Annotated in this window: 20 protein-coding genes; 10 read left to right on the top strand and 10 right to left on the bottom strand. The window is 73.7% G+C overall.

Features of this window, described 5'->3' with window-relative positions:
* The first annotated feature begins 161 nt into the window (after window positions 1-161).
* The 3 genes from ACEPPI_RS28630 (at window position 162) to ACEPPI_RS28620 (ending at window position 3,204) form a co-directional block, all read left to right on the top strand.
* Window positions 162-701, top strand: a complete 540-nt coding sequence (locus tag ACEPPI_RS28630; RefSeq protein ID WP_373918159.1) for a GNAT family N-acetyltransferase — start codon at window positions 162-164, stop codon at window positions 699-701.
* Window positions 702-936: 235 nt separating this feature from the next.
* Entirely contained in the window at window positions 937-2,076 is a 1,140-nt protein-coding gene (locus ACEPPI_RS28625; protein WP_373918158.1) for a nitric oxide synthase oxygenase, read from the top strand.
* A 54-nt stretch (window positions 2,077-2,130) separates the two neighbouring features.
* Window positions 2,131-3,204: a lactonase family protein gene (locus ACEPPI_RS28620; protein ID WP_373918157.1), complete on the top strand. Its 1,074-nt coding sequence runs from the start codon at window positions 2,131-2,133 to the stop codon at window positions 3,202-3,204.
* Between the two features lie 96 nt (window positions 3,205-3,300).
* Here ACEPPI_RS28620 and ACEPPI_RS28615 read toward each other — a convergent pair whose 3' ends face one another.
* The 3 genes from ACEPPI_RS28615 to ACEPPI_RS28605 form a co-directional block, all read right to left on the bottom strand.
* Complete coding sequence (locus tag ACEPPI_RS28615; protein WP_373918156.1) at window positions 3,301-4,221, bottom strand: sirohydrochlorin chelatase; 921 nt, start codon at window positions 4,219-4,221, stop codon at window positions 3,301-3,303.
* A 110-nt stretch (window positions 4,222-4,331) separates the two neighbouring features.
* Entirely contained in the window at window positions 4,332-5,018 is a 687-nt protein-coding gene (locus ACEPPI_RS28610; RefSeq protein WP_373918155.1) for a uracil-DNA glycosylase, read from the bottom strand.
* Between the two features lie 41 nt (window positions 5,019-5,059).
* The gene (locus tag ACEPPI_RS28605; RefSeq protein WP_373918154.1) at window positions 5,060-6,148 is read right to left on the bottom strand and encodes a WD40/YVTN/BNR-like repeat-containing protein; all 1,089 of its coding nucleotides are present in this window, start codon (window positions 6,146-6,148) and stop codon (window positions 5,060-5,062) included.
* Window positions 6,149-6,351: 203 nt separating this feature from the next.
* Here ACEPPI_RS28605 and ACEPPI_RS28600 point away from each other — a divergent pair, with 203 nt between their 5' ends.
* From ACEPPI_RS28600 to ACEPPI_RS28590, 3 genes are all read left to right on the top strand, one after another.
* The gene (locus tag ACEPPI_RS28600; protein ID WP_373918153.1) at window positions 6,352-7,452 is read left to right on the top strand and encodes an NADH:flavin oxidoreductase/NADH oxidase; all 1,101 of its coding nucleotides are present in this window, start codon (window positions 6,352-6,354) and stop codon (window positions 7,450-7,452) included.
* A gap of 122 nt (window positions 7,453-7,574) precedes the next feature.
* Complete coding sequence (locus ACEPPI_RS28595) at window positions 7,575-7,940, top strand: ArsR/SmtB family transcription factor (protein ID WP_373918152.1); 366 nt, start codon at window positions 7,575-7,577, stop codon at window positions 7,938-7,940.
* Window positions 7,941-8,045: 105 nt separating this feature from the next.
* A complete protein-coding gene (locus ACEPPI_RS28590; RefSeq protein ID WP_373918151.1) occupies window positions 8,046-8,624 on the top strand; it encodes a TIGR03086 family metal-binding protein in 579 nt (192 codons plus the stop codon).
* 100 nt (window positions 8,625-8,724) lie between these two features.
* On the opposite strand, the gene ACEPPI_RS28585 is transcribed toward ACEPPI_RS28590, so the two are convergent.
* The gene (locus ACEPPI_RS28585) at window positions 8,725-10,089 is read right to left on the bottom strand and encodes an FAD-dependent oxidoreductase (protein ID WP_373918150.1); all 1,365 of its coding nucleotides are present in this window, start codon (window positions 10,087-10,089) and stop codon (window positions 8,725-8,727) included.
* Window positions 10,090-10,141: 52 nt separating this feature from the next.
* Window positions 10,142-10,798, bottom strand: coding sequence for a DUF305 domain-containing protein (locus tag ACEPPI_RS28580; protein WP_373918149.1), 657 nt, complete (start codon window positions 10,796-10,798; stop codon window positions 10,142-10,144).
* A gap of 76 nt (window positions 10,799-10,874) precedes the next feature.
* Here ACEPPI_RS28580 and ACEPPI_RS28575 point away from each other — a divergent pair, with 76 nt between their 5' ends.
* Entirely contained in the window at window positions 10,875-12,362 is a 1,488-nt protein-coding gene (locus ACEPPI_RS28575; protein ID WP_373918148.1) for an LVIVD repeat-containing protein, read from the top strand.
* Between the two features lie 16 nt (window positions 12,363-12,378).
* Here the strand turns inward: ACEPPI_RS28575 and ACEPPI_RS28570 are convergent, their stop codons facing one another.
* Complete coding sequence (locus ACEPPI_RS28570; protein ID WP_373918147.1) at window positions 12,379-13,002, bottom strand: TetR/AcrR family transcriptional regulator; 624 nt, start codon at window positions 13,000-13,002, stop codon at window positions 12,379-12,381.
* Window positions 13,003-13,267: 265 nt separating this feature from the next.
* Here ACEPPI_RS28570 and ACEPPI_RS28565 point away from each other — a divergent pair, with 265 nt between their 5' ends.
* Complete coding sequence (locus ACEPPI_RS28565; RefSeq protein ID WP_373918146.1) at window positions 13,268-14,029, top strand: SDR family NAD(P)-dependent oxidoreductase; 762 nt, start codon at window positions 13,268-13,270, stop codon at window positions 14,027-14,029.
* A 24-nt stretch (window positions 14,030-14,053) separates the two neighbouring features.
* Here the strand turns inward: ACEPPI_RS28565 and ACEPPI_RS28560 are convergent, their stop codons facing one another.
* Complete coding sequence (locus ACEPPI_RS28560; RefSeq protein WP_373918144.1) at window positions 14,054-14,989, bottom strand: M56 family metallopeptidase; 936 nt, start codon at window positions 14,987-14,989, stop codon at window positions 14,054-14,056.
* Between the two features lie 92 nt (window positions 14,990-15,081).
* Window positions 15,082-15,684 (bottom strand): DUF5134 domain-containing protein, encoded by a 603-nt coding sequence (locus tag ACEPPI_RS28555; RefSeq protein WP_373918143.1) that lies wholly within the window; start codon window positions 15,682-15,684, stop codon window positions 15,082-15,084.
* A 160-nt stretch (window positions 15,685-15,844) separates the two neighbouring features.
* On the opposite strand from ACEPPI_RS28555, the gene ACEPPI_RS28550 reads away from it, so the two are divergent.
* Window positions 15,845-16,384, top strand: coding sequence for a GNAT family N-acetyltransferase (locus ACEPPI_RS28550; protein WP_373918142.1), 540 nt, complete (start codon window positions 15,845-15,847; stop codon window positions 16,382-16,384).
* 54 nt (window positions 16,385-16,438) lie between these two features.
* On the opposite strand, the gene ACEPPI_RS28545 is transcribed toward ACEPPI_RS28550, so the two are convergent.
* Window positions 16,439-17,122: a glycerophosphodiester phosphodiesterase gene (locus ACEPPI_RS28545; protein ID WP_373918141.1), complete on the bottom strand. Its 684-nt coding sequence runs from the start codon at window positions 17,120-17,122 to the stop codon at window positions 16,439-16,441.
* A gap of 192 nt (window positions 17,123-17,314) precedes the next feature.
* Window positions 17,315-17,959: a PadR family transcriptional regulator gene (locus ACEPPI_RS28540; protein WP_373918140.1), complete on the bottom strand. Its 645-nt coding sequence runs from the start codon at window positions 17,957-17,959 to the stop codon at window positions 17,315-17,317.
* 49 nt (window positions 17,960-18,008) lie between these two features.
* Here ACEPPI_RS28540 and ACEPPI_RS28535 point away from each other — a divergent pair, with 49 nt between their 5' ends.
* Window positions 18,009-19,163 (top strand): LLM class flavin-dependent oxidoreductase, encoded by a 1,155-nt coding sequence (locus ACEPPI_RS28535; RefSeq protein ID WP_373918139.1) that lies wholly within the window; start codon window positions 18,009-18,011, stop codon window positions 19,161-19,163.
* Window positions 19,164-19,275 lie beyond the last annotated feature (112 nt).

Raw genomic sequence — 19,275 nt, 5'->3', positions numbered from 1 at the left:
GCCCCGCAGGGCACCGCCGGGCCGGAGGCCCCGCGGACCGCGCCCCGCCCGGCCGCCGCGGAGCCCGCGCTGGCCCACCTCCACGGCCTGGAGGAGGCCCTGACGGCCCTCGCCGCGCCCCTGCGCACCGACCCCCGCGCCCCGCTGGCTACCGTCGGGGCATGACGCTCCAGTACCGCACCGCCAGGCCCGGGGACCGGAAGGCGATGGAGGCCCTCGACGGGTCCTTCCGCACGGACACCGTGTTCGAGGTGATCCGTTCCGAGGACGGCTTCGCCGTCCGGGAGGTCCCCGTCGATCCGCCGCTGCACAAGGTGTTCCCGCCCGACGAGGGCGACGGTGACGACGGCGGCGGGGACGAGGACGCCCGGACCTTCGTCGCCCTGGACGGCGGGGTCCTGTGCGGTTTCGCCGCCGTCGGCTACGCCTCCTGGAACCGGCGGCTCACGATCGAGGACATCGAGGTCGCCCCCGGCCACCGGGGCCGGGGGATCGGCCGGGCCCTCATGGACCTCGCCGCCGGTTTCGCCCGCGAACGGGGCGCCGCGCACCTCTGGCTGGAGGTCAGCAGCGTCAACGCGCCCGCCGTCCACGCCTACCGGCGCATGGGCTTCACCCTCTGCGGCCTGGACACGGCCCTCTACGACGGCACGCCCGCGGCGGGGGAGCGCGCCCTGTTCATGAGCCGTCCCTGCGACTGACGGCCGACCACCGACCGCCACGGCCCCCGGCCCGCCCGGCTCCCCGACTGCGGCGGATAGTACGACTGCTGGAACCCTCACCGCAGGACAACAGGCGAAGACCACTCGGAGGAGTGTTCCGTACTCGCTCCGCTCACTGCACTGACCTGCGACATGTACAACGGGTGATTGTTTATTGCACATTCATCCGGCACGTACAGGGTGGATCTGGTCGGACAGGGGGTAACCGGTCGGAATGGAAATTCTCCAGCAGTACGCGAGCGCCGCGCAGGTGTGGGAAGAAGCCGAGGAGTTCATCCGGCTCTTCCACCGGGAGAATCCGGAGGCGGGCGATCCGCGGTCCCGCCTCGCCGAGGTACGGGCGGAGCTCGCGGACACCGGCACCTACCGGCACACCCCTCAGGAACTGGTCCACGGCGCCCGTGTGGCCTGGCGCAACAGCAACCGCTGCATAGGCAGGCTCTACTGGAACTCGCTGCGCGTGCGCGACCGCCGCACGCTCACGGAGGCCGAGGACATAGCCGACGAGTGCTTCGAGCACCTGCGCGAGGCCACCAGCGGCGGCCGGGTCCGCCCCACGATCACGGTCTTCGCCCCGGACGCCCCGGACCGCCCCGGCCCGCTGATCTGGAACGAGCAGCTGGTGCGCTACGCCGGCTACGGCGACCACCACTCCATCACCGTCGGGGACGCCCGCAACGCCCCGCTGACCGAGGCCCTGCTGCGGCACGGCTGGGCGGGCGGCGCCGGCACTCCCTTCGACCTCCTCCCGCTGGTGGTCCAGGGCGTCGACGACAAGCCCCGCTGGTTCGACACCCCCGCCGACGCCGTGCTGGAGGTGCCGATCCGGCATCCGGACCGGCAGGACGACTGGGGCGACTGGGGCCTGCGCTGGCACGCCGTTCCCGCCATCTCCAACATGTGTCTGGAGGTCGGTGGGGTGCACTACCCGGCCGCCCCCTTCAACGGCTGGTACATGGGCACTGAGATAGGCGCCCGCAACCTGGCCGACACCGACCGCTACAACCTCCTGCCGGCCGTGGCCCGCAGGCTCGGCCTGGCCACCACCAGCGACCGCTCGCTGTGGAAGGACCGCGCTCTGGTCGAGCTCAACCGGGCCGTGCTGCACTCCTTCGACGAGGCGGGGGTCACCATCGCCGACCACCACACGGAGTCCCGGCGGTTCCTCTCCCACCTGGAAAGGGAGGAGCGCAAGGGGCGCGAGGTGGGCGCGGACTGGTCCTGGATCGTTCCGCCGATCTCCGGTTCGGCGACCCCGGTCTTCCATCGGACCTACGAGGACCGGCCGAGCGCCACCGCGTACGTGCACCACGCCGGTGCCCAGGAACGCGCCAGAGGCGAGGATTTGGTCTAGACCTTCTGTTACGGTCGGCCCGTACGGATCCGGAACGGCGGAGAAGGGGCACCCGTGGACGACGCGGACAGCACGGACCACAGCGGCGGACACCGGGCCTACATCGGCTCGTTCACCTCGGGGGGCGGCCGCGGCATCACCACCGCGGCCGTGGATCCGGCCACCGGGGCGCTGACCCCGCTGGCGGCCGAGCGCTCCCTGCCGGACCCCTCCTACCTCGCGCTCGACCGCGGCACCGGCGTGCTCTACGCGGTCGGCGAGACCGAGCGGGGCATGGCGGCGGCCTTCCGCCCCGTGGCCGGGGGGCTGACCCCGCTGGGGGCGCCCGTCCGCGTCGGCGGCTCGGGGCCCACCCACCTCGCCCCGGCCGGGCGCCGGCTGCTCACCGCCAACTACGGCTCGGGCAGCGTCAGCAGCCTGCCGCTCACGCCGGACGGCGCCCTGCGCGGGCCCGCCTCCGTCCTCACCCACCGGGGCACCGGCACCGGCCCCGACACCGACCGGCAGGAGGCGCCCCACGCCCACCAGGTGCTGCCCGACCCCACCGGCCGGTGGGTGCTGAGCGTGGACCTGGGCACCGACTCGGTACGGATCTGCGTGCTCGACCCGGCATCCGGCGCGCTGCGCGTGCACGGGGAGGCCGTGCTGCGCGCCGGCACCGGGCCGCGCCACCTCGTCTTCCACCCGTCGGGCGAGGTGGTCTACGTGCTGCACGAGCTGGAGCCGCAGCTGACCGTCTGCCGCTGGAACGCGCTCTCCGGGCACCTGGAACCGGTCGGCGAGGTTCCGGTCGCCTCAGCGGGCGCCCCGGGGTCCGCGCGGGCCTACCCCTCCGCGATCGTGGCCTCGTCCGACGGGCGCTTCGTGTGGGCCGCCGTCCGCGGCGCCGACACCCTCGTGACCTTCTCGCTCGCCGGAGGTCCGGAGAAGCCGCAGCTCACCGGCACGGTCGCCTGCGGCGGCCACTGGCCGCGCGATCTCGCGGCCGATCCTTCGGGGCGCCGGCTCTACGCGGCCAACGAGCGCTCCGGCGACGTCACCTGGTTCGAGGTCGACCCGCTGACCGGGCATCCGCGCCGTGCCGGCCGCGTCGCCGTACCGGCCGCCTCCTGCGTGGTCTTCGGCTGACCCGGGGGCCGGAGGGGTGGGCCCCGGCGACGGTCCACGGACGCGGCGAGGGCCCGCACCGGATCCGGGCGGGCCCTCGCGGTGTCGTACGGGACCTCAGTGCGCGGCGGCGCCCAGCGTGATCCCGAGGGCCGCGCTGTACTGGGCGACGGCGAGCTTGCCGAGCGCCGGGTAGGCACCGAGCACCTCGGCGGCGGCGCAGTCGGCCTCCTTGCAGGCGGTGTCCAGCAGCCCCTCGGCGGCCTCGGGGCCGATCAGGTAGGGCGCCAGGGCCAACTGGGCGGAGCCCGAGCCGCGGAGCTCGGCGGCGACGGCGGCCACCGAGCCCTCCTGGTCCAGGGCGGCGGCGATCACGGGCACCGCGAGGCGGGCGGCCAGCAGCATGCCGGTGATCCCGGCGGCCTGGACGGCCTCCTCGCCGCCGGTGGTGGCCAGGATGATGCCGTCGGCCGCGGTGGCCACGGTGAACAGCCGGGCCCGGTCGGCGCGGGCCAGACCGGCCTCCGAGAGCCGTACGTGCAGGCCCTCGGCGAGCAGCGGGTGCGGACCGAGTACGTCGGCCAGCTCGGCGGCGGCGGAGGAGTCCATCAGCGCCTGGCGGACCCGGCGCAGCAGGTCGCCGTCGGGGCCGGCCAGCAGGGGCACGACCACGGCGTCGGGGCCGGTCGGCGCGGGCACCTCGTGCCCGGCGGCGCGGGCGAACTCGGCGCGCGCGGTCCGCTCGTTCGCGACGGCGGTCAGCACGCCGGAGAGCGAGGGGAACTCGGCCCCCTCGGCGTCGTCACCTTCGAGGTACCCGATCCGGGCGTCCAGGCCGGGCAGCTCGGAGCGGCCGATGCTGATGATCTCTTCCGCGAGACCGCGCGAGGCGGCGGAGGGGGCACCGGGCACGGCGAGCACCAGCGCGGGCGCGCCCTCGGGCGCCACCGCGGGCTCGGGCCGGCGGTGCCGCCCGGTCTGGCGGGGTCGCGGCATTCGTACGGGCAGGCCGCCTGCGGGCCCAGTGGGGGAGCTCATGGCGCCGCATGCTACTGGTTCATCGGAACGAGGTGTTCGGGCAGGGCCTGTTCGGGCGGCTTCTGTCCGTATTTATCCGTGGAATGTCGTAGCTCAATGTCATATAAGGTTCAACTGACCACCGGAAGGCGCCAGTCGACGGGCTCCGCACCCTGGCCGACCAGCAGCTCATTGGTCTTGCTGAAGGGCCGGGAGCCGAAGAAGCCGTTGGTCGCGGACATCGGGGAGGGGTGGACCGACTCAACGGCGGGCAGCTCGCCCAGCAGCGGCCGGAGGTTGCGGGCGTCGCGCCCCCACAGCACCGACACCAGCGGCTTGCCGCGCGCCGCCAGGGCGCGGATCGCCTGCTCGGTGACCGCCTCCCAGCCCTTGCCGCGGTGGCCGCCGGTCTTGCGGGGCGCGGTGGTGAGCGCGCGGTTCAGCAGCAGGACGCCCTGCCGGGTCCACGGGGTCAGGTCGCCGTTCAGCGGCCGGCCGGTGCCGAGGTCCGCGTGCAGTTCGCGGAAGATGTTGTCCAGGCTGGGCGGCCACGGGCTCACCTCGGGCGCCACGGAGAAGGACAGGCCCATCGCGTGCCCCGGGGTGGGGTACGGGTCCTGCCCGACGATGAGCACCTTCACCTCGTCGAAGGGCTGCTGGAAGGCGCGAAGGACGTTCGCGCCGGAGGGCACGTACGTCCTGCCGGCCGCGATCTCCCCGCGCAGGAAGTCGCCCATCGCGGCGATCTGCCCCGCCACCGGCTCCAGGGCCCGGGCCCAGCCCGGCTCGACGATCTCGTTCAACGGTCTTGCTGCCATGGGTGATCACTCTACTGGCCCACACCGACAGCCGGTCCCGTTCAGCGCAGTACGGCGGCCCGGACGCACAGGACGTCAGGGAGGTGGGCGGCCAGCTGCCGCCAGCTGTCGCCGTCGTCGTGGCTGGCGTACAGCTCGCCGTTGCGGTTGCCGAAGTAGACGCCGGCCGGGTCCGCGTCGTCGGTGCACAGGGCGTCGCGCAGCACCGTGCCGTAGTGGTCCCCGGACGGGAGCCCCTTCGAGAGCGGCTCCCAGTGGGCTCCCGCGTCCTGGGTGCGGAAGACCCGGCAGCGGCGCTGTGCCGGGACCCTGTCCGAGTCGGCGTTGAGCGGGAAGACGTAGGCGGTGTCGGGGTGGTGGGGGTGGGCGGCCACGGCGAAGCCGAAGTCGGAGGGCAGTCCGGCGCCGATGTCGGTCCACCCGGCGCCGGCGTCGTCGCTGCGGTACACGCCCCAGTGGTTCTGGAGGTAGAGCCGGCCGGAGGTCCCGGCGTCCCGGGCGATCTTGTGGACGCACTGGCCGAACTCGGGGTGCGGGTCGGGCAGGAACACCGCCGAGACCCCGTGGTTGGAGGGCTCCCAGCGGGCCCCGCCGTCGCGGGTGCGGAAGACTCCGGCGGTGGAGACGGCCACCGTCACCGCCGCGGGATCGGCCGGGTCGGTGATCACCGTGTGCAGGCCCTCGCCCCCGCCGCCCGGAACCCAGGCGGAGCGGGTCGGGTGCTCCCACAGCGGCCGCACCAGCTCGAAGGAGGCGCCGCGGTCGGTGGAGCGGAACAGGGCGGCCGGCTCGGTCCCGGCGTAGACCACGTCCGGGGCCTCGGGGCCCGCGGGCTGTAGCTGCCAGATCCGCTCCAGGGAGGCGTCCGTGTCCTTGGGGAACCGCACGGCGGGCGCGGCCGGTTCCCGCCAGGTGGCTCCCAGGTCGTCGGAGGTGAACACGGACGGCCCCCAGTGCGAGCTGTCGCCGCCGGCCAGGAGCCGGGGTGCGGGTCCCCGTCCGTCGATGGCCACGGCGGACACGGCCTGGGCGTTGAAGAGGGGCCCTTCGAGCTCCCAGGGGCCGGCGTCCCGGCGGCGGCCGATGAACAGCCCCTTGCGCGTTCCCGCGAGCAACAGCACGTCGGTCATGGCCGGCACCTCCGGACGCCCTCGTCCACCGCTGTGGGTTTCCCGCCAGTCTGCACCCGGTCGCCGATACCGGTCGGGCGGCGCGCGGCGCCCCGGCGCACAGCTTGTACGTGAGGTCTCGTACTACGAGAGATTTCGTAGTACGGTGTTCCTCGTACTTAGCGCCGGTCCCGGCGCGCGTCCGGTGACATCTGGAGAGCCCCATGAGTGCTGCACCCGCCGCCTTCGCCGCCCTTTTCCAGCCCTACACCCTGCGGTCGGTGACCGTGCCGAACCGCGTCTGGATGGCGCCGATGTGCCAGTACAGCGCCGAGCCCGCCGGCCCCGACGCGGGCGTGGCCCACGACTGGCACTTCACGCACTACGCGGCCCGCGCCACCGGCGGCACCGGACTGATCGTCCAGGAGGCCACGGCCGTCTCTCCCGAAGGCCGGATCAGCCCCTACGACCTGGGCATCTGGAACGACACCCAGGTCACGGCCCTGCGCCGGATCACCGATTTCGTGAAGTCCCAGGGCGCCGTTCCCGGGATCCAGATCGGTCATGCCGGCCGCAAGGCGTCCACCGAGCGGCCCTGGAAGGGCGGCCGCCCCGTCGGACCCGAAGCGCACGGCTGGACGCCGGTCGCGCCGAGCGCCGTGCCGTTCGGCGACGGTGACCCGGAGCCGCGGGCCCTCACCGTGGAGGAGATCCGGGAGATCACCGGGCAGTTCGCCGCCGCCGCCGGGCGCGCGCTGGCCGCCGGGTACCAGGTGCTGGAGATCCACGGCGCCCACGGCTACCTGATCGGACAGTTCCTCTCCCCGCACACCAACCGGCGCACCGACTCCTACGGCGGCTCCTTCGCGAACCGCACCCGCTTCGCCCTCGAAGTCGTCGATGCCGTACGGGAGGTGTGGCCCGAGGAACTGCCACTGCTCTTCCGGATCTCCGCCACCGACTGGCTGGACGAGGAGGGCTGGACCGCCGACGACACCGTCCGGCTGTCCGCCCTGCTCCTGGAGCACGGGGTGGACCTGCTCGACGTCTCCACGGGCGGCCTCGCCCCGCACGCGAAGATCCCCGTCGGCCCCGACTACCAGGTGCCCTTCGCGGCCCGCGTCAAGAACGAGACGGCGCTCCCCGTGGCCGCCGTCGGGCTGATCACCGAGCCGGAGCAGGCCGAGAAGATCCTGGCCAACGGAGAGGCGGACGCCGTCCTCCTCGGCCGCGAGCTGCTGCGCGACCCCTACTGGGCCCGCCGCGCCGCCGCCGAACTCGGCGGGGAACTGCGCATGCCCGCGCAGTACCACCGCTCCTGGTGAACCGGGTGCGGTGCGGGAGTTCCCCACGCCCGCGCCGCACCCCCACCCGTCCTACGACGGTTCTCGTACGATGGGGTCCGCCGCCGCCCGGCGGAGGCCGATCCGAACGAGAGGAGCCGGACATGACGGAACGGGACACCGCCCGCACCCTGGCCCACCCCGAGCCGGACGAGATCCGCCTCGAAGGCGTCCTGCACGCCCTGTCCGACCCGGTGAGGCTGTCCATCGTGCGCGATCTCGCGGCCACCGGAGCCGAGCTTTCCTGCTCGCACTTCGACCTGCCGGTCACCAAGTCCACGACCACCCACCACTTCCGCGTCCTGCGCGAGAGCGGGGTCGTGCGCCAGACCTACCGCGGCACGGCCAAGATGAACGGTCTGCGCCGCACGGAACTCCACACGCTCTTCCCCGGTCTCCTGGACGGCGTCCTGCGGGCCGCCGCCGCCGAAGAGGCCCGCCTCGGGGCCCCGGGCGCGCCCGTCACGTAGGGCGTCCGCCCACGAGCACCGCGACCTCCTCGGGATGTGCCCGACGGCCGACCCGGTACCGGTTTATGGTGGCGTTTCGATCTTGGGCTTCTGAGGGGGAGACTGATGGCCGTCGACGGTTTCGGACTGCTGGCCGACGCGCACGACTACCTGCTCGCCGCCGTGCGCGGCGTTCCCGCCGGAGAGTGGGGGAACGCGACACCGTGTGAGCGGTGGACGGTGCGTCAGGTGCTCAACCACGCACGTCTGGACCAGCAGGCGCTGGTCATGCAGATCAGGGACGTCGCACCCGCGGGTGACCCGTTCGAGCCCGCCGACGCGACGGCCGGCGACCCGGTCGCGGAACTGACCGCGGTGCTGAAGGAGGCCGCGGCCGCGTGGGAATCGGGGCGGGACGCCGCGAGCGTGCCCACGCCGATGGGGCCGATGCCGGCGAACCTCGGCACTGCGGCCGCCGCGCTCGACGCGGCGATCCACGCCTGGGACATCGCCGTGGCGACCGGGCAGGACCTGCCGCTGACCGAGGAGATGGCCGAGGCGCTGGAGGACATCGCGTCGAAGACCGTCGACTTCGTCCGCGACTCGTTCGGGAAGTACGCGTCCCCGGTGGCCGTACCGGAGGGGGCGAGCCGCGCGGAGCGGCTCCTCGCCTTCACCGGCCGCGATCCGCACTGGTCCCGCTGAGCGGCGATCCGGCCCGAGCCCGTCGGCCCCGACAACCCCGACAGCCCCGACAGGGCCGCGGCAAGGGGTGGGCGGGGAGCCCCGCGGGGGGACGGACCGCTCAGGCGATGCCCGCCGCGGCGCGCAGGCCCGGCCAGTCGGGGATCTTGACCGAGCGGCGGCCCAGCGAGCGGCCCAGGTCCTCCTCGGCCGCCTCGATGGCCAGCCAGCCCGGCCATTCCACGGGATGCAGGCCGGCCGCGCGCAGGGCGGTGAGCGGATCGGCCGGCAGCTCGCGCCGGGCCAGCGGGCCCGCGTCCTGCAGCAAAGAGGACACCGTCTCCTTGGCGCACGGCCGGTTGGTGCCGATGACCCCGGTCGGACCCCGCTTGATCCAGCCCGCCACGTACTCGCCGACCGAGGCCCGGCCCGCGCGCAGCACCCGGCCCGCCGCGTGCGGCACCGTCCCGGTGGAGGCGTCGAAGGGCAGCCCGGCCGGCGGCACGCCCAGGTAGCCCACCGAGCGCAGCACCAGCTCGGCGCCGAGGTCCTCGTAGGCGCCCGTGCCCCGGACCCCGCCCCGGCCGTCCGGGGCGGTCCGCTCGAAGCGGACCCCGCGCACCCGGCCCTGCGGGCCGCCGAGCAGCTCGACGGGGCGCAGGTAGAAGCGCAGCGAGATCGACCGCCGTGCGCCGGGGTCCGGCGCCGCCCGCGCCCAGCCGCGCAGCACCTCCACGTTCCGCCGGGCCACGGCGGGCAGGGCGGCCGCCGCGGCCGGGTCGGCGGGTTCGGCGCAGGCCGGGTCGAGGGCCAGCTCGGCGGGGTCCACCCGGGTGTCCACCTCCGCCAGCGTGCCGAGTTCGCGGAGTTCCTTGGTGGTGAACCTGCCCTGCGACGGGCCGCGCCGGGCCACCATCGTCACCGTCCGCAACCCGCTCTCCGCCAGCGCGCCCAGGGCCGGCTGCGGCATGTCGGTCGGCCGCAGCTCGGGCACGCCCCGGGCCAGGATCCGGGTCACGTCCACCGCGACGTTCCCGGCCCCGACCACCACCGCCGAGCGCACCCCGGCCAGGTCGAAGGGCCGGGCGTCGGGGTGCCCGCTGTACCAGGACACGAACTCCGTCGCGGAGTGCACCCCGGCCAGTTCCTCGCCGGGGATGCCCAGCGTCCGGTCGCGCGCCGCGCCCACGCAGTACACCACCGCGTGGTACAGCTCCAACAGCCGGGCGGTGGTGAGGAGTCCGCCGCCGACCTCCACGTTCCCGAGGAAGCGGATCCGCTCGTCCTCCAGCACCGACCGCAGGCTTCCGGTCAGCGACTTGATCTTCTCGTGGTCGGGGGCCACCCCGTACCGTACGAGGCCGTACGGCGCCGGCAGCCGGTCCAGCACGTCGACGCGGACGCCCGGTACCTCCCGCTGCTGGACCAGTGCCTGAGCGGCGTAGACCCCACTGGGACCCGAACCGACGACGGCGACACGAAGCACGGCGGAGCTCCTCCCGCAGGTGCTCCCAGCATGACACCGGGGCCCCGGCCCGTCAGCCCATCGCGCGCATCCGGTGGATCTCGGCCGTCTGGGTGGCCACCACCTCGTTGGCCATCTCCTCGACCGCCCCGTTGTTGCCCCCGGCCAGCGCCTCGCCGGCCATCTTCACGGCGCCCTCGTGGTGGGCGGTCATCAGCTTCAGGAAGAGCCGGTCGAAGTCGGCGCCCCTGGCCTCGGTCAGCTCCTTGACCTGCTGCTCCGTGGCCATGCCGGGCATCGCGCCGTGGTCGTGGGCCGCCGAGTCTGAGCCGGGCGACGGGTAACGGGAGAGCCACTTCTCCATGGCCCCGATCTCGGGCCGCTGTGCGGCCGTGATGCGCTCGGCGAGGCGTTTGACGGCGTCGGAGGAGGCCCGGTCGGGGGCGAGGGCGCTCATCGTCAGGGCCTGGCGGTGGTGTTCGGTCATGTGCCGCACGTAGGTCTGGTCGGCGGCGTTGGGGGTGTCGTCGGGGCGTTCCTTCGCGGCCTGTTCGGGGGAGAGGGTGCGGGACTTCTCGCCCGGTTTGCCGGGTGCGACGACCACCGCGGCGTCTTCGCCGGCCCGTCCGCCGCCGTTGTCGTCGTCCTGGCAGCCGGTGAGCGTGAGGAGGAGTGCGGCGGCCAGAGCCGCCCCCAGGAATCGGCCGAGTAATGCGTTTGCCATGTCCATGGAAAGGAAGATACTGCCGGGGTCCAGGTTCCGTTCCCAGGAGGAGCGAAACGTACGGGCCCCCACGGGAGGCACAGTGACCACGTTGCACACCGGCAGAGTGCGCCACCGGAGTCTGGGGGTGGCCCTGGCCGCCGCCGGACTCCTCACTACGCTCCTGGCCACCGCCGGACCGGCGGCAGCCACCCCCGACCCCGGCGACCTCGTACCGGGAGCGGGTTCCCGGCAGAGCGCCGACCGCGCGCAGGACCGCGAACTCGCACCCGGGGAGATCCCCGGCAAGGACGAGATCGTGCACAGCCGCAACATCAAGCCCTTGGCCAACATCCCCAGCGCCAACCCCAACACCATCAACTCCGACCTGGCGTTCCAGGGGAACTACGCCTACGCCGGCAACTACGACGGCTTCACGATCTACGACATCGCCGATCCCAAGTCCCCGAAGGTGGTCACCCGGGTCCTGTGCCCCGGCGGCCAGAACGACGTCTCCGTCTCCGGCGACCTGCTCTTCCTCTCCACCGACTCCTCGCGCAGCGACGACTCGTGCAACAGCGTGTCGCAGCCCGCCACGGAGAAGTCCTCGTGGGAGGGCATCAAGATCTTCGACATCAAGGACAAGAAGAACCCCAAGTACATCAAGTCCGTCGAGACCGCCTGCGGTTCCCACACCCACACCCTGGTGCCGGGGGGCCGCGACATCTACCTCTACGTCGCCTCCTACTCGCCCAGCGAGGCCTTCCCGGACTGCCAGCCGCCGCACGACGGCATCTCGGTCGTCAAGGTCCCGAAGAAGGCTCCGACCAAGGCCGCCGTCGTCGCCTTCCCGGTGCTCTTCCCTGACGGCGGCAACCCCGGAGCCCCCACCAACCCCGGAGTCTCCAAGACCACCGGCTGCCACGACATCACCGTGCTGCCCTCCGAGGACCTGGCCGCCGGTGCCTGCATGGGCGACGGCATCCTCTTCGACATCAGCGAGCCCGAGCGGCCCCGCGTCATCGACCGGGTGCAGGACAACGTCAACTTCTCGTTCTGGCACTCCGCCACCTTCAACGAGCGTGCGGACAAGGTGGTGTTCACCGACGAGCTGGGCGGCGGGGGCGGCGCCACCTGCAACGAGGCCACCGGGCCCAACCGGGGCGCCGACGGCATCTACGACATCACCGGCCGCGGAGACCAGCGCAAACTGGTCTTCAAGGGCTACTTCAAGATCCCGCGCGCCCAGGCCGACACCGAGAACTGCGTGGCCCACAACGGCTCGCTGATCCCGGTCGGCGGAGACCGCGACATCATGGTCCAGGCCTGGTACCAGGGCGGTGTGTCCGTCTGGGACTTCACCGACTCCACCAGTCCCAAGGAGATCGGCTACTTCGAGCGCGGCCCGCTGACCACCGACAAGCTCGGCCTCGGCGGCTCCTGGTCGGCGTACTACTACAACGGCCACATCTACTCGAACGACATCGCCAAGGGGCTCGACGTGCTGCGGATCGACGACTGGCGCACCGAGAGCGCCAAGTGGGTCCGGATGGACCGGCTCAACGTGCAGAGCCAGCCCGAGTACCACTGACGGGCCCCGCCCGGAGCTACCGGGCGAACGTTCCGCCGGGCGGTCCGCCGTCCGGCGGGACGCCCAGCTCCCAGTCCAGCCCGTACCGCTGGAACAGCTCCGCCCGCAGCCGGGACGCGGGCATCGGCGCCCCCGGCAGCAGCACCGCCACCACCGCCCCCATCAGCAGCGCCCGCAGCAGCGGATAGTCCGTGTCCACGTCCCGCGAGCCGTACCGGACCACGGTGTCCCGCAGCAGTGCCGCGAGGCGCTGCTGCTCGGGGCACTGGATGAACCCCTCCGCCTGGAGGATCCCCGCCATGTGCGTGCGCATCAGCCGCGGCTGGTCACGGGCCAGCCCCAGGATCGCGTCGACGGCACGGGCGAGCCGCTCGCGGCCGTCGTCGCTGCGCGGCTCGCGCTCCAGCCCCGCCTCCAGCGTCAGGTGCATCAGCCGGTGCACGGCCGACTGCAGCAGCTGGCGCTTGCCGGGGAAGTAGTACGAGACCAGGCCGCGGGCCGCGCCCGCCCGGTCGGCGATGTCGCCGAGCTTGGTCGCCTCGTAGCCGCGCTCGGCGACCAGTTCGACCGTCGCCTGCAGCAGCCGCTCCCTGGAACGTCTGCGCAATTCTTCATTGACCGATGCGCTGCGCGGGGACATGCTTACTCCTGCGTTGACTGGCTCCGAGCCAATATACTCAGCGCGCGGGACCGTCTGCCCGGGGTGACGCGGGGGATCACCCCGGGCAGGCACCCCTTCCCCCCTTTCTTTGCGTTCCCCCTCCTCTGCGCGCCTCCGTGCGCTCCGGCCGTCCTCCACCACGGCTCCAGCGGAACTCTTCTTTCCACGCCGCTGTGCGGGTGACCGTGCACGGGCGCATCCTGGCCAGGTGGAGCGGTCTCCCGAGCCGGAGGAGGGAAGCGACGTGGACGCGGTACTCGAAGGAACGGTCGCCCTGGTCACGGGCGCCTCCAGCGGCATCGGCGCGGCCACGGCAGAGGTCCTGGCGGCCCACGGCGCGGCCGTGGCGCTCGTCGCCCGGCGCGCCGACCGGCTGGACGAACTGTCCGCGCGCCTGCGCGCCGCCGGAGGGACCGCGCTCGTGATCGCCGCCGACATGACGTTCGAGGCGCAGGTGCGCGAGGCCGTCGAGCGGACGGTCACGGAACTGGGACGGCTCGACACCCTCGTCAACAACGCCGGCCTGATGATCCTCGGGCCGGCCGCGGCCGCCACGACCGACGAGTGGCGGCGCATGGTCGACATCAACCTGACCGGACTGATGAACACCACCCACGCGGCCCTGCCCCACCTGGCCGCGGCCGCCGCCGAGGGCTCCCGGCGGGTCGCCGACGTCGTCAACGTGTCCTCGGTCGCCGGCCGCGTCGCCTTCGCCGGCAGCAGCGCCTACTGCGCCACCAAGTACGGGGTCGTCGCCTTCAGCGAGGCCCTGCGCCAGGAGACCGCCGGCCGGCACGTCCGGGTGTCCGTGGTGGAGCCGGGCAGCGTGGACACCGAGCTGCGCGACCACAACAGCCCGGAGGTCCAGGAGGTGCTCACGCGCCGGTTCGGCGCGATCGAACGGCTCCAGGCCCGGGACGTCGCCGACACGATCGGCTACGTCGTCACCCGCCCCCGGCACGTCGCCGTGGCCGAGCTGCTGGTGCGCCCCACCGAGCAGGTCTGACGCCGGCCCGCCCCGGGCCCCGTCCTACGCCAGCGCGCTGAGCCCCGGTACGAAGGCCACCAGCAGCGGAACCGCGGGCACCAGGGTGGCCAGGGCCGTCAGCCGCAGCCGGCGGCCCGCCGAGAGACGGGGTACGGGCGTCAGCAGCCGGCGCACCCGCTGCGGTACGTGCGCCTGGGTCGGGCAGGGGCCGAAGACGCCCCGGTCCTCGTTCAGCCCGACCAGGGCCAGGGCCACCGTCAGGCGCCCGTAACGCCGCGAGGCCATGTCGTCGGCGGCCAGCTCCACCAGCCGGTGCATCTGCGCCTCGAACGCCGCGAACACCGGCACCTGCGGGAACCCCTGCGACAGCGCCCGAGAGCAGTGCAGCAGCCAGTCGTGCCGCGCCGTCACGTGGCCCTGCTCGTGCGCGAGCACCGCGTCCAGCTGGCTGCCCTTGAGCCGGCCCAGCGCCGCGGTGGTCACCACCAGCCGGGGGGCGGCTCCCGGCTGCCACCAGGCATCCGGACGCGGGCCCTCCAGGACCACCAGCTTCGTCGCCGCGGGGTCCTCGCCGGGCAACAGCGGGGCGCGCAGCTCCAGTTCGGCTCCGCTCGTGCGCCGCCGGGTCCGTGCCCGCAGCACCTCCCGGGTCAGCATCGCCCCGGTCCACAGCCCTCCGCAGGCCAGCGCGAGGGCGGTCCCGGTGGCCCACGGCCCGCCCCCGGCCCCCAGTCCGTACGCGTCGACCACCCCGTGGGGTGCCGCCGCGAAGAGCCGGCCGCGCACCGCCTGCCAGGCGGCGGCCGCGCTGAGCAGCATCGACAGCGCCAGGCACAACAGGGTGGCACCCACCACGCACTGCCACGCCCACAGCGCGACGACGGGTTCACGCTCGGGCCACCGGGCCCGGGCCAGCAGGCGGGGCGCGAGGAACGCGGTCAGAGCGCCGAGCAGCAGAAGGGCGGCGGGGACCATCATGTCCGCCAGCCTATGAGGGGCGCACTTCCCGCGGGTACGGTCCCGGGCCATTGGTGACGCAGGACACGTTCGGCTCCCGTTCCGGCGGGACGTCACATGGTCAGCAGCATCGCCAACATCCCCGTCCCCATGGCGAGTCGGCAGGCCTGCGTGAGGTCGTCCACCCCGCTTGCCGCGCCCCCGCCCCCGTCCCCGCCCACGCCCGCCCCGGCCCCCGCCTTCGCCGCGCCCCCCGCCGCGGTCGGCAGCGCGCCGCCGCCCGCCGTCACCAGCCGGGCCCCGCCGAGCAGCACGTACCCGGCGTAGTAGACGAGCAGCGCACCCGTCACCAGCGGCAGCCCCGCCCGGCCGTGCCCGTGCCCCGGCCCGCCGCCGATCGTCAGCGCCATGTAGGCCATCGCCAGCGACCCGACCAGGTGGTGTGTGTGGTGCACCCCGTCGCGCAGCAGCCACAGGGCGTGGACCGAGGCCGCGCAGAAGACCGCCAGCAGGAGCGGCGGCCCCCAGGGGCCCGTCCCCACGGGCACGGCCATCACCGCCATCCCCAGGCCCATCACCGCCTCGCCGCCGGCCGCCCCGCGCGCCCGCCGCTCCGCTCTGCGCGCCCGCAGCAGACAGTACGTACCGCTCGCGGCGCACAGCAGGACCAGCAGCCAGGAGGAGACGGCGGAGGCGGAGAAGGGGGAGAGGGGCATCGCGGGACCGTGCACGGCGGAACCTCCCGGTTCGTCGGCTTCACCGGAAGGGATGCCCGCCCGGCGGCCCTCTCACGCCGCGCTCACGGAGCCCCGCGTTAGGCTCTCCCTGCCGCACCCGGCGCCCGCCCGCGCCGCCGCACCGAACGGAGCCCTCCCGATGCCGACCGCCCCCTCCGCAGCCCTGAGTTTCCGCAGCGCCGTGGACGACGACGTACCGGAGCTGGTGGCTCTCGTCGAGTCCGCCTACCGGGGGGACGCGAGCCGGGCCGGCTGGACCACCGAGGCCGACTTCCTCGACGGGCAGCGCACCGACCCCGACGGCGTCCGCGCGGTCATCGCCAACCCCGACGCCGTCCTCCTCGTCGTCGAGCGGGCCGGCGAGCTGATCGCCTGCTGCCAGCTCGAACACCGCGGTGACCACGTCTACTTCGGCATGTTCGCCGTCCGCCCGGGGCTCCAGGGCGCAGGCCTCGGCAAGGAGATCATGGCGGAGGCCGAGCGCCGCGCCCGCGATGCGTGGGACGCCAAGGAGATGCGGATGACGGTGGTCAACGTACGGGAGGAGCTCATCGCCTACTACGTGCGCCGCGGCTACGAGCGCACCGGCGAACTGAGCCCCTTCCCCTACGGCGACGAGCGCTTCGGCGTGCCGCTCCGCGACGACCTGGCCTTCGAGCTGCTCGTCAAGGCCCTCTGAGGACCGCGACCGGGACCGCTCCGGCGGTTTTGGCGTCGCGGTGATTCCCGCCGCTCACGCGGTGAAGCGGCCCGTACTGCGGATCTCCGGGAAGTCGGTGGCGGCGCCGTCCAGTTGCAGGGCCCGCGCCAGCCGCAGCTGGTCCAGCGTGTTGACCGTCCAGCCCGTCACCCGCAGTCCGGCCGTGTGCGCCGCCTCGACCGTCTCCAGGCAGATCCGGCGGATGTCGAGCGCGAGGGTCCGTGCCCCTGCCGCCCGGCCCAGGTCCACGACGCCCTCGTGGTGTCCGGCGACCCGCAGGACGGTGCGCACGCCCGGGGCCCGGTCGGCGACCGAGGCGAGGAGGCCGCCGTCGCCGGAGGCCACCTCCACCCGTGAGATCAGGTCCCGGCGCACGACCAGCTCCGCGAGCGCCTGGGCGGCGCCCCGGTCGTGCACCGCCACCAGGAGCGGGGGCCGCACGGCGTCGAGCACCTCGTCCAGGAGCGGTACGCGTTCGCCGTCGCCGGCGTCCAGCCCGCGCAGTTCGGCCAGGGTCAGGTCGGCGACGGCGCCCGCGCCGTCGGTGGTGCGGTCGACCTCGGCGTCGTGCAGGACGACGAGGGCGCCGTCCTTGCTGAGACGGACGTCCAGCGCGATCACGTCCATCCCGCAGCGTTCCGCGCGGACGAACGACCGCACGGTGTTCTCCGGTTCGACGCCCATGACCCCGCGGTGACCGATGGTGAGGAAAGTCAAGGTTCTCTCGCTTCCGTCGACGGCGGCTCGGCGCGCGTTCACGGTGTCCCTTCCGGCCGCGCGCGCGGTGAGGTCGCATGCTAGTGCGCCGCGCTCACGAGGGGACCGGCCGTGCAAGGCCTCGCGGAAGCCCCCCGGCCGCTTCCCGACAGGGCCGTGCGCGCCGGGCGGCGCCGGGGAGCCGCTGCCGCGTCACCCGGGCGTGGGCGAGTCCCCGTCGGCTTGACGGCCGGGGTCCGCGGGGGTCCCGGCCGTCGACCCGACGGGCCGGGCCTGTGCGAGGTCCGCCAGCAGGGCCTCGGCCAGTTCCAGTTCCGCCAGGTGCTGGCGCTCGCTCCAGCGCAGGGCCAGCGCGGGGAAGGCCCACTCCGGGACCTCCGCCGCGTGCCCCATGGCCTCCCGTACGGCGGCCAGCTCGACCAGCGTCCGGTCCATGTGCTCCTCCACCATCGCGCGCAGCCGCTCCGGCTCCGACAGGTGCCCGAGCCAGACGCGCAGCAGCAGCCCGTGCTTGAGCACCGGCGGTCCCGCCTCGGCCGTGTCCGAGGCCCAGCCGGCCAGGGCGATACGCCCCGCGTCGGTGATGGCGTAGCGGCGCTTGGCGCGGGCCTCCTCGGGTCCCGAGCGCACGGAGGCCGCGTAGCCGAGCTCCTCCAGCCGCCGCAGTTCCGCGTAGATCTGGCTGATGGCCGGCGACCAGTAGAAGAAGCGCAGGGAGGAGTCCGCCCACTTCTTCAGCTCGTACCCGGTGCGCTCCCCGGGGAAGGACAGCAGGCCGAGGACGGCCCACGCGGTCGGCGGGAGCTCTTGCTTGTTCGCGGCCTGACTACTAGTCATATTTCGAATAGAAGTGAGTCCGGGCAGTGGACGCGATCCTGGAGGCACCGTGATTTTCTCCGTCATCTTCGAAGCTCAGCTCGCCGACCCGACCGTGGAACGGGAGCACCAGGTGATCCGCGACTGCGTCGAGCAGGCGGTGCTCGCCGAACGCATGGGATTCGACCGGATCTGGGCCGTCGAGCACCACTCCTTGAAGTGGTACTCCCACATGTCAGCTCCGGAGGTCTTCCTGAGCTACGTCGCGGCCCGGACGCACACCATACGCATCGGGCACGGCGTCGTGTGCATGCCCTTCAACTTCAACCATCCGGTCCGGGTCGCCGAGCGCGCCGCCATGCTCGACCTGCTCTCCGGCGGCCGCCTCGACCTGGGCGCCGGGCGCGGTGGCACCGCGCAGGAGACCTCGCTCTGCGGGGTCGACCCGCTGCGCACCACGGCCGAGGTGGAGGAGGCGCTGCGGATCATCGGCAAGGCCTGGCAGGAGGAGGAGCTGGAGCACCACGGCCCGCTCGTGGACATCGACCCGCATCCGGTCCTGCCGCGCCCGGCCCAGAGGCCGCACCCGCCGCTCTTCCTCGCGTGCAGCCGGGGCGAGACCCTGGTGCGGGCCGCCGAGCTGGGGGTCGGGGCGCTGGTGATGGGCTTCGCCGGGCCGGAGGCGGTCGCGGGGATGCGGGCCGTGTACGACGGGGCGCGCGGGGCCCGGGACGGCGGCGCGTTCGTCTCGACGGTCGTCAACGACCACTTCTCCGTGCTCTGCCCGACGATCGTGCTCGACGATCCCGAGGAGGCCCGGCGGATCGGGGTGCGGGGCCAGCGCTTCTTCGCACAGTCCATCGGCCACTGGTACGGGGGCGCCGGCGTCCCGGACGAGGCGGTGGAGGAGGGCGGCGACGAGGAGGCCCGGATGCGCGGGGCCGCCGAGCAGGTCGTCGCCCGGCTGCACGAGCTGGACATTCCGGTCCGGCCCACCGCCACCGCCACCTTCAACGCCGATCACGCCTACGGGAGCGCGGACGGGGCCATCGCGTACGTGGAGCGACTGAGGCGGGCGGGCGCCGACGAGGTGATGTGCCTGATCCAGATGGGAACGGTGCCGCAGGAGGCCTGCCTGGAGACCATCCGGCAGTGGGGGGAGAAGGTGATCCCGCACTTCACGGGCAAAACGGGCGCCCAGGGCCCCTCTGCCGGGGGTGTGTGAGGTATTCGACCGGCGGCGCTCCAGGAGCCCCGGATGCCGCTTCGAGCCTTGGAACATCTAGGCGGAGTGGTGGCCTCCACCCATATGAACGGGAAGAATTTCGGTGGAGAAG

It is taken from the genome of Streptomyces sp. AB3(2024) (assembly GCF_041862025.1).
GTDB lineage: Bacteria > Actinomycetota > Actinomycetes > Streptomycetales > Streptomycetaceae > Streptomyces.
The sequence above is the reverse complement of the archived record's forward strand: the minus strand, read 5'-3'. Positions and strand labels throughout refer to the sequence as shown.

What these genes read in the sequence shown, in the direction of transcription:
- ACEPPI_RS28630 (WP_373918159.1), top strand. Translation starts at nt 162, where the DNA reads ATGACGCTCCAGTACCGCACCGCCAGGCCCGGGGACCGGAAGGCGATG.
- ACEPPI_RS28625 (WP_373918158.1), top strand. Translation starts at nt 937, where the DNA reads ATGGAAATTCTCCAGCAGTACGCGAGCGCCGCGCAGGTGTGGGAAGAA.
- ACEPPI_RS28615 (WP_373918156.1), bottom strand. Translation starts at nt 4,221, where the DNA reads ATGAGCTCCCCCACTGGGCCCGCAGGCGGCCTGCCCGTACGAATGCCG.
- ACEPPI_RS28610 (WP_373918155.1), bottom strand. Translation starts at nt 5,018, where the DNA reads ATGGCAGCAAGACCGTTGAACGAGATCGTCGAGCCGGGCTGGGCCCGG.
- ACEPPI_RS28605 (WP_373918154.1), bottom strand. Translation starts at nt 6,148, where the DNA reads ATGACCGACGTGCTGTTGCTCGCGGGAACGCGCAAGGGGCTGTTCATC.
- ACEPPI_RS28600 (WP_373918153.1), top strand. Translation starts at nt 6,352, where the DNA reads ATGAGTGCTGCACCCGCCGCCTTCGCCGCCCTTTTCCAGCCCTACACC.
- ACEPPI_RS28595 (WP_373918152.1), top strand. Translation starts at nt 7,575, where the DNA reads ATGACGGAACGGGACACCGCCCGCACCCTGGCCCACCCCGAGCCGGAC.
- ACEPPI_RS28590 (WP_373918151.1), top strand. Translation starts at nt 8,046, where the DNA reads ATGGCCGTCGACGGTTTCGGACTGCTGGCCGACGCGCACGACTACCTG.
- ACEPPI_RS28580 (WP_373918149.1), bottom strand. Translation starts at nt 10,798, where the DNA reads ATGGACATGGCAAACGCATTACTCGGCCGATTCCTGGGGGCGGCTCTG.
- ACEPPI_RS28570 (WP_373918147.1), bottom strand. Translation starts at nt 13,002, where the DNA reads ATGTCCCCGCGCAGCGCATCGGTCAATGAAGAATTGCGCAGACGTTCC.
- ACEPPI_RS28560 (WP_373918144.1), bottom strand. Translation starts at nt 14,989, where the DNA reads ATGATGGTCCCCGCCGCCCTTCTGCTGCTCGGCGCTCTGACCGCGTTC.
- ACEPPI_RS28555 (WP_373918143.1), bottom strand. Translation starts at nt 15,684, where the DNA reads ATGCCCCTCTCCCCCTTCTCCGCCTCCGCCGTCTCCTCCTGGCTGCTG.
- ACEPPI_RS28550 (WP_373918142.1), top strand. Translation starts at nt 15,845, where the DNA reads ATGCCGACCGCCCCCTCCGCAGCCCTGAGTTTCCGCAGCGCCGTGGAC.
- ACEPPI_RS28540 (WP_373918140.1), bottom strand. Translation starts at nt 17,959, where the DNA reads ATGACTAGTAGTCAGGCCGCGAACAAGCAAGAGCTCCCGCCGACCGCG.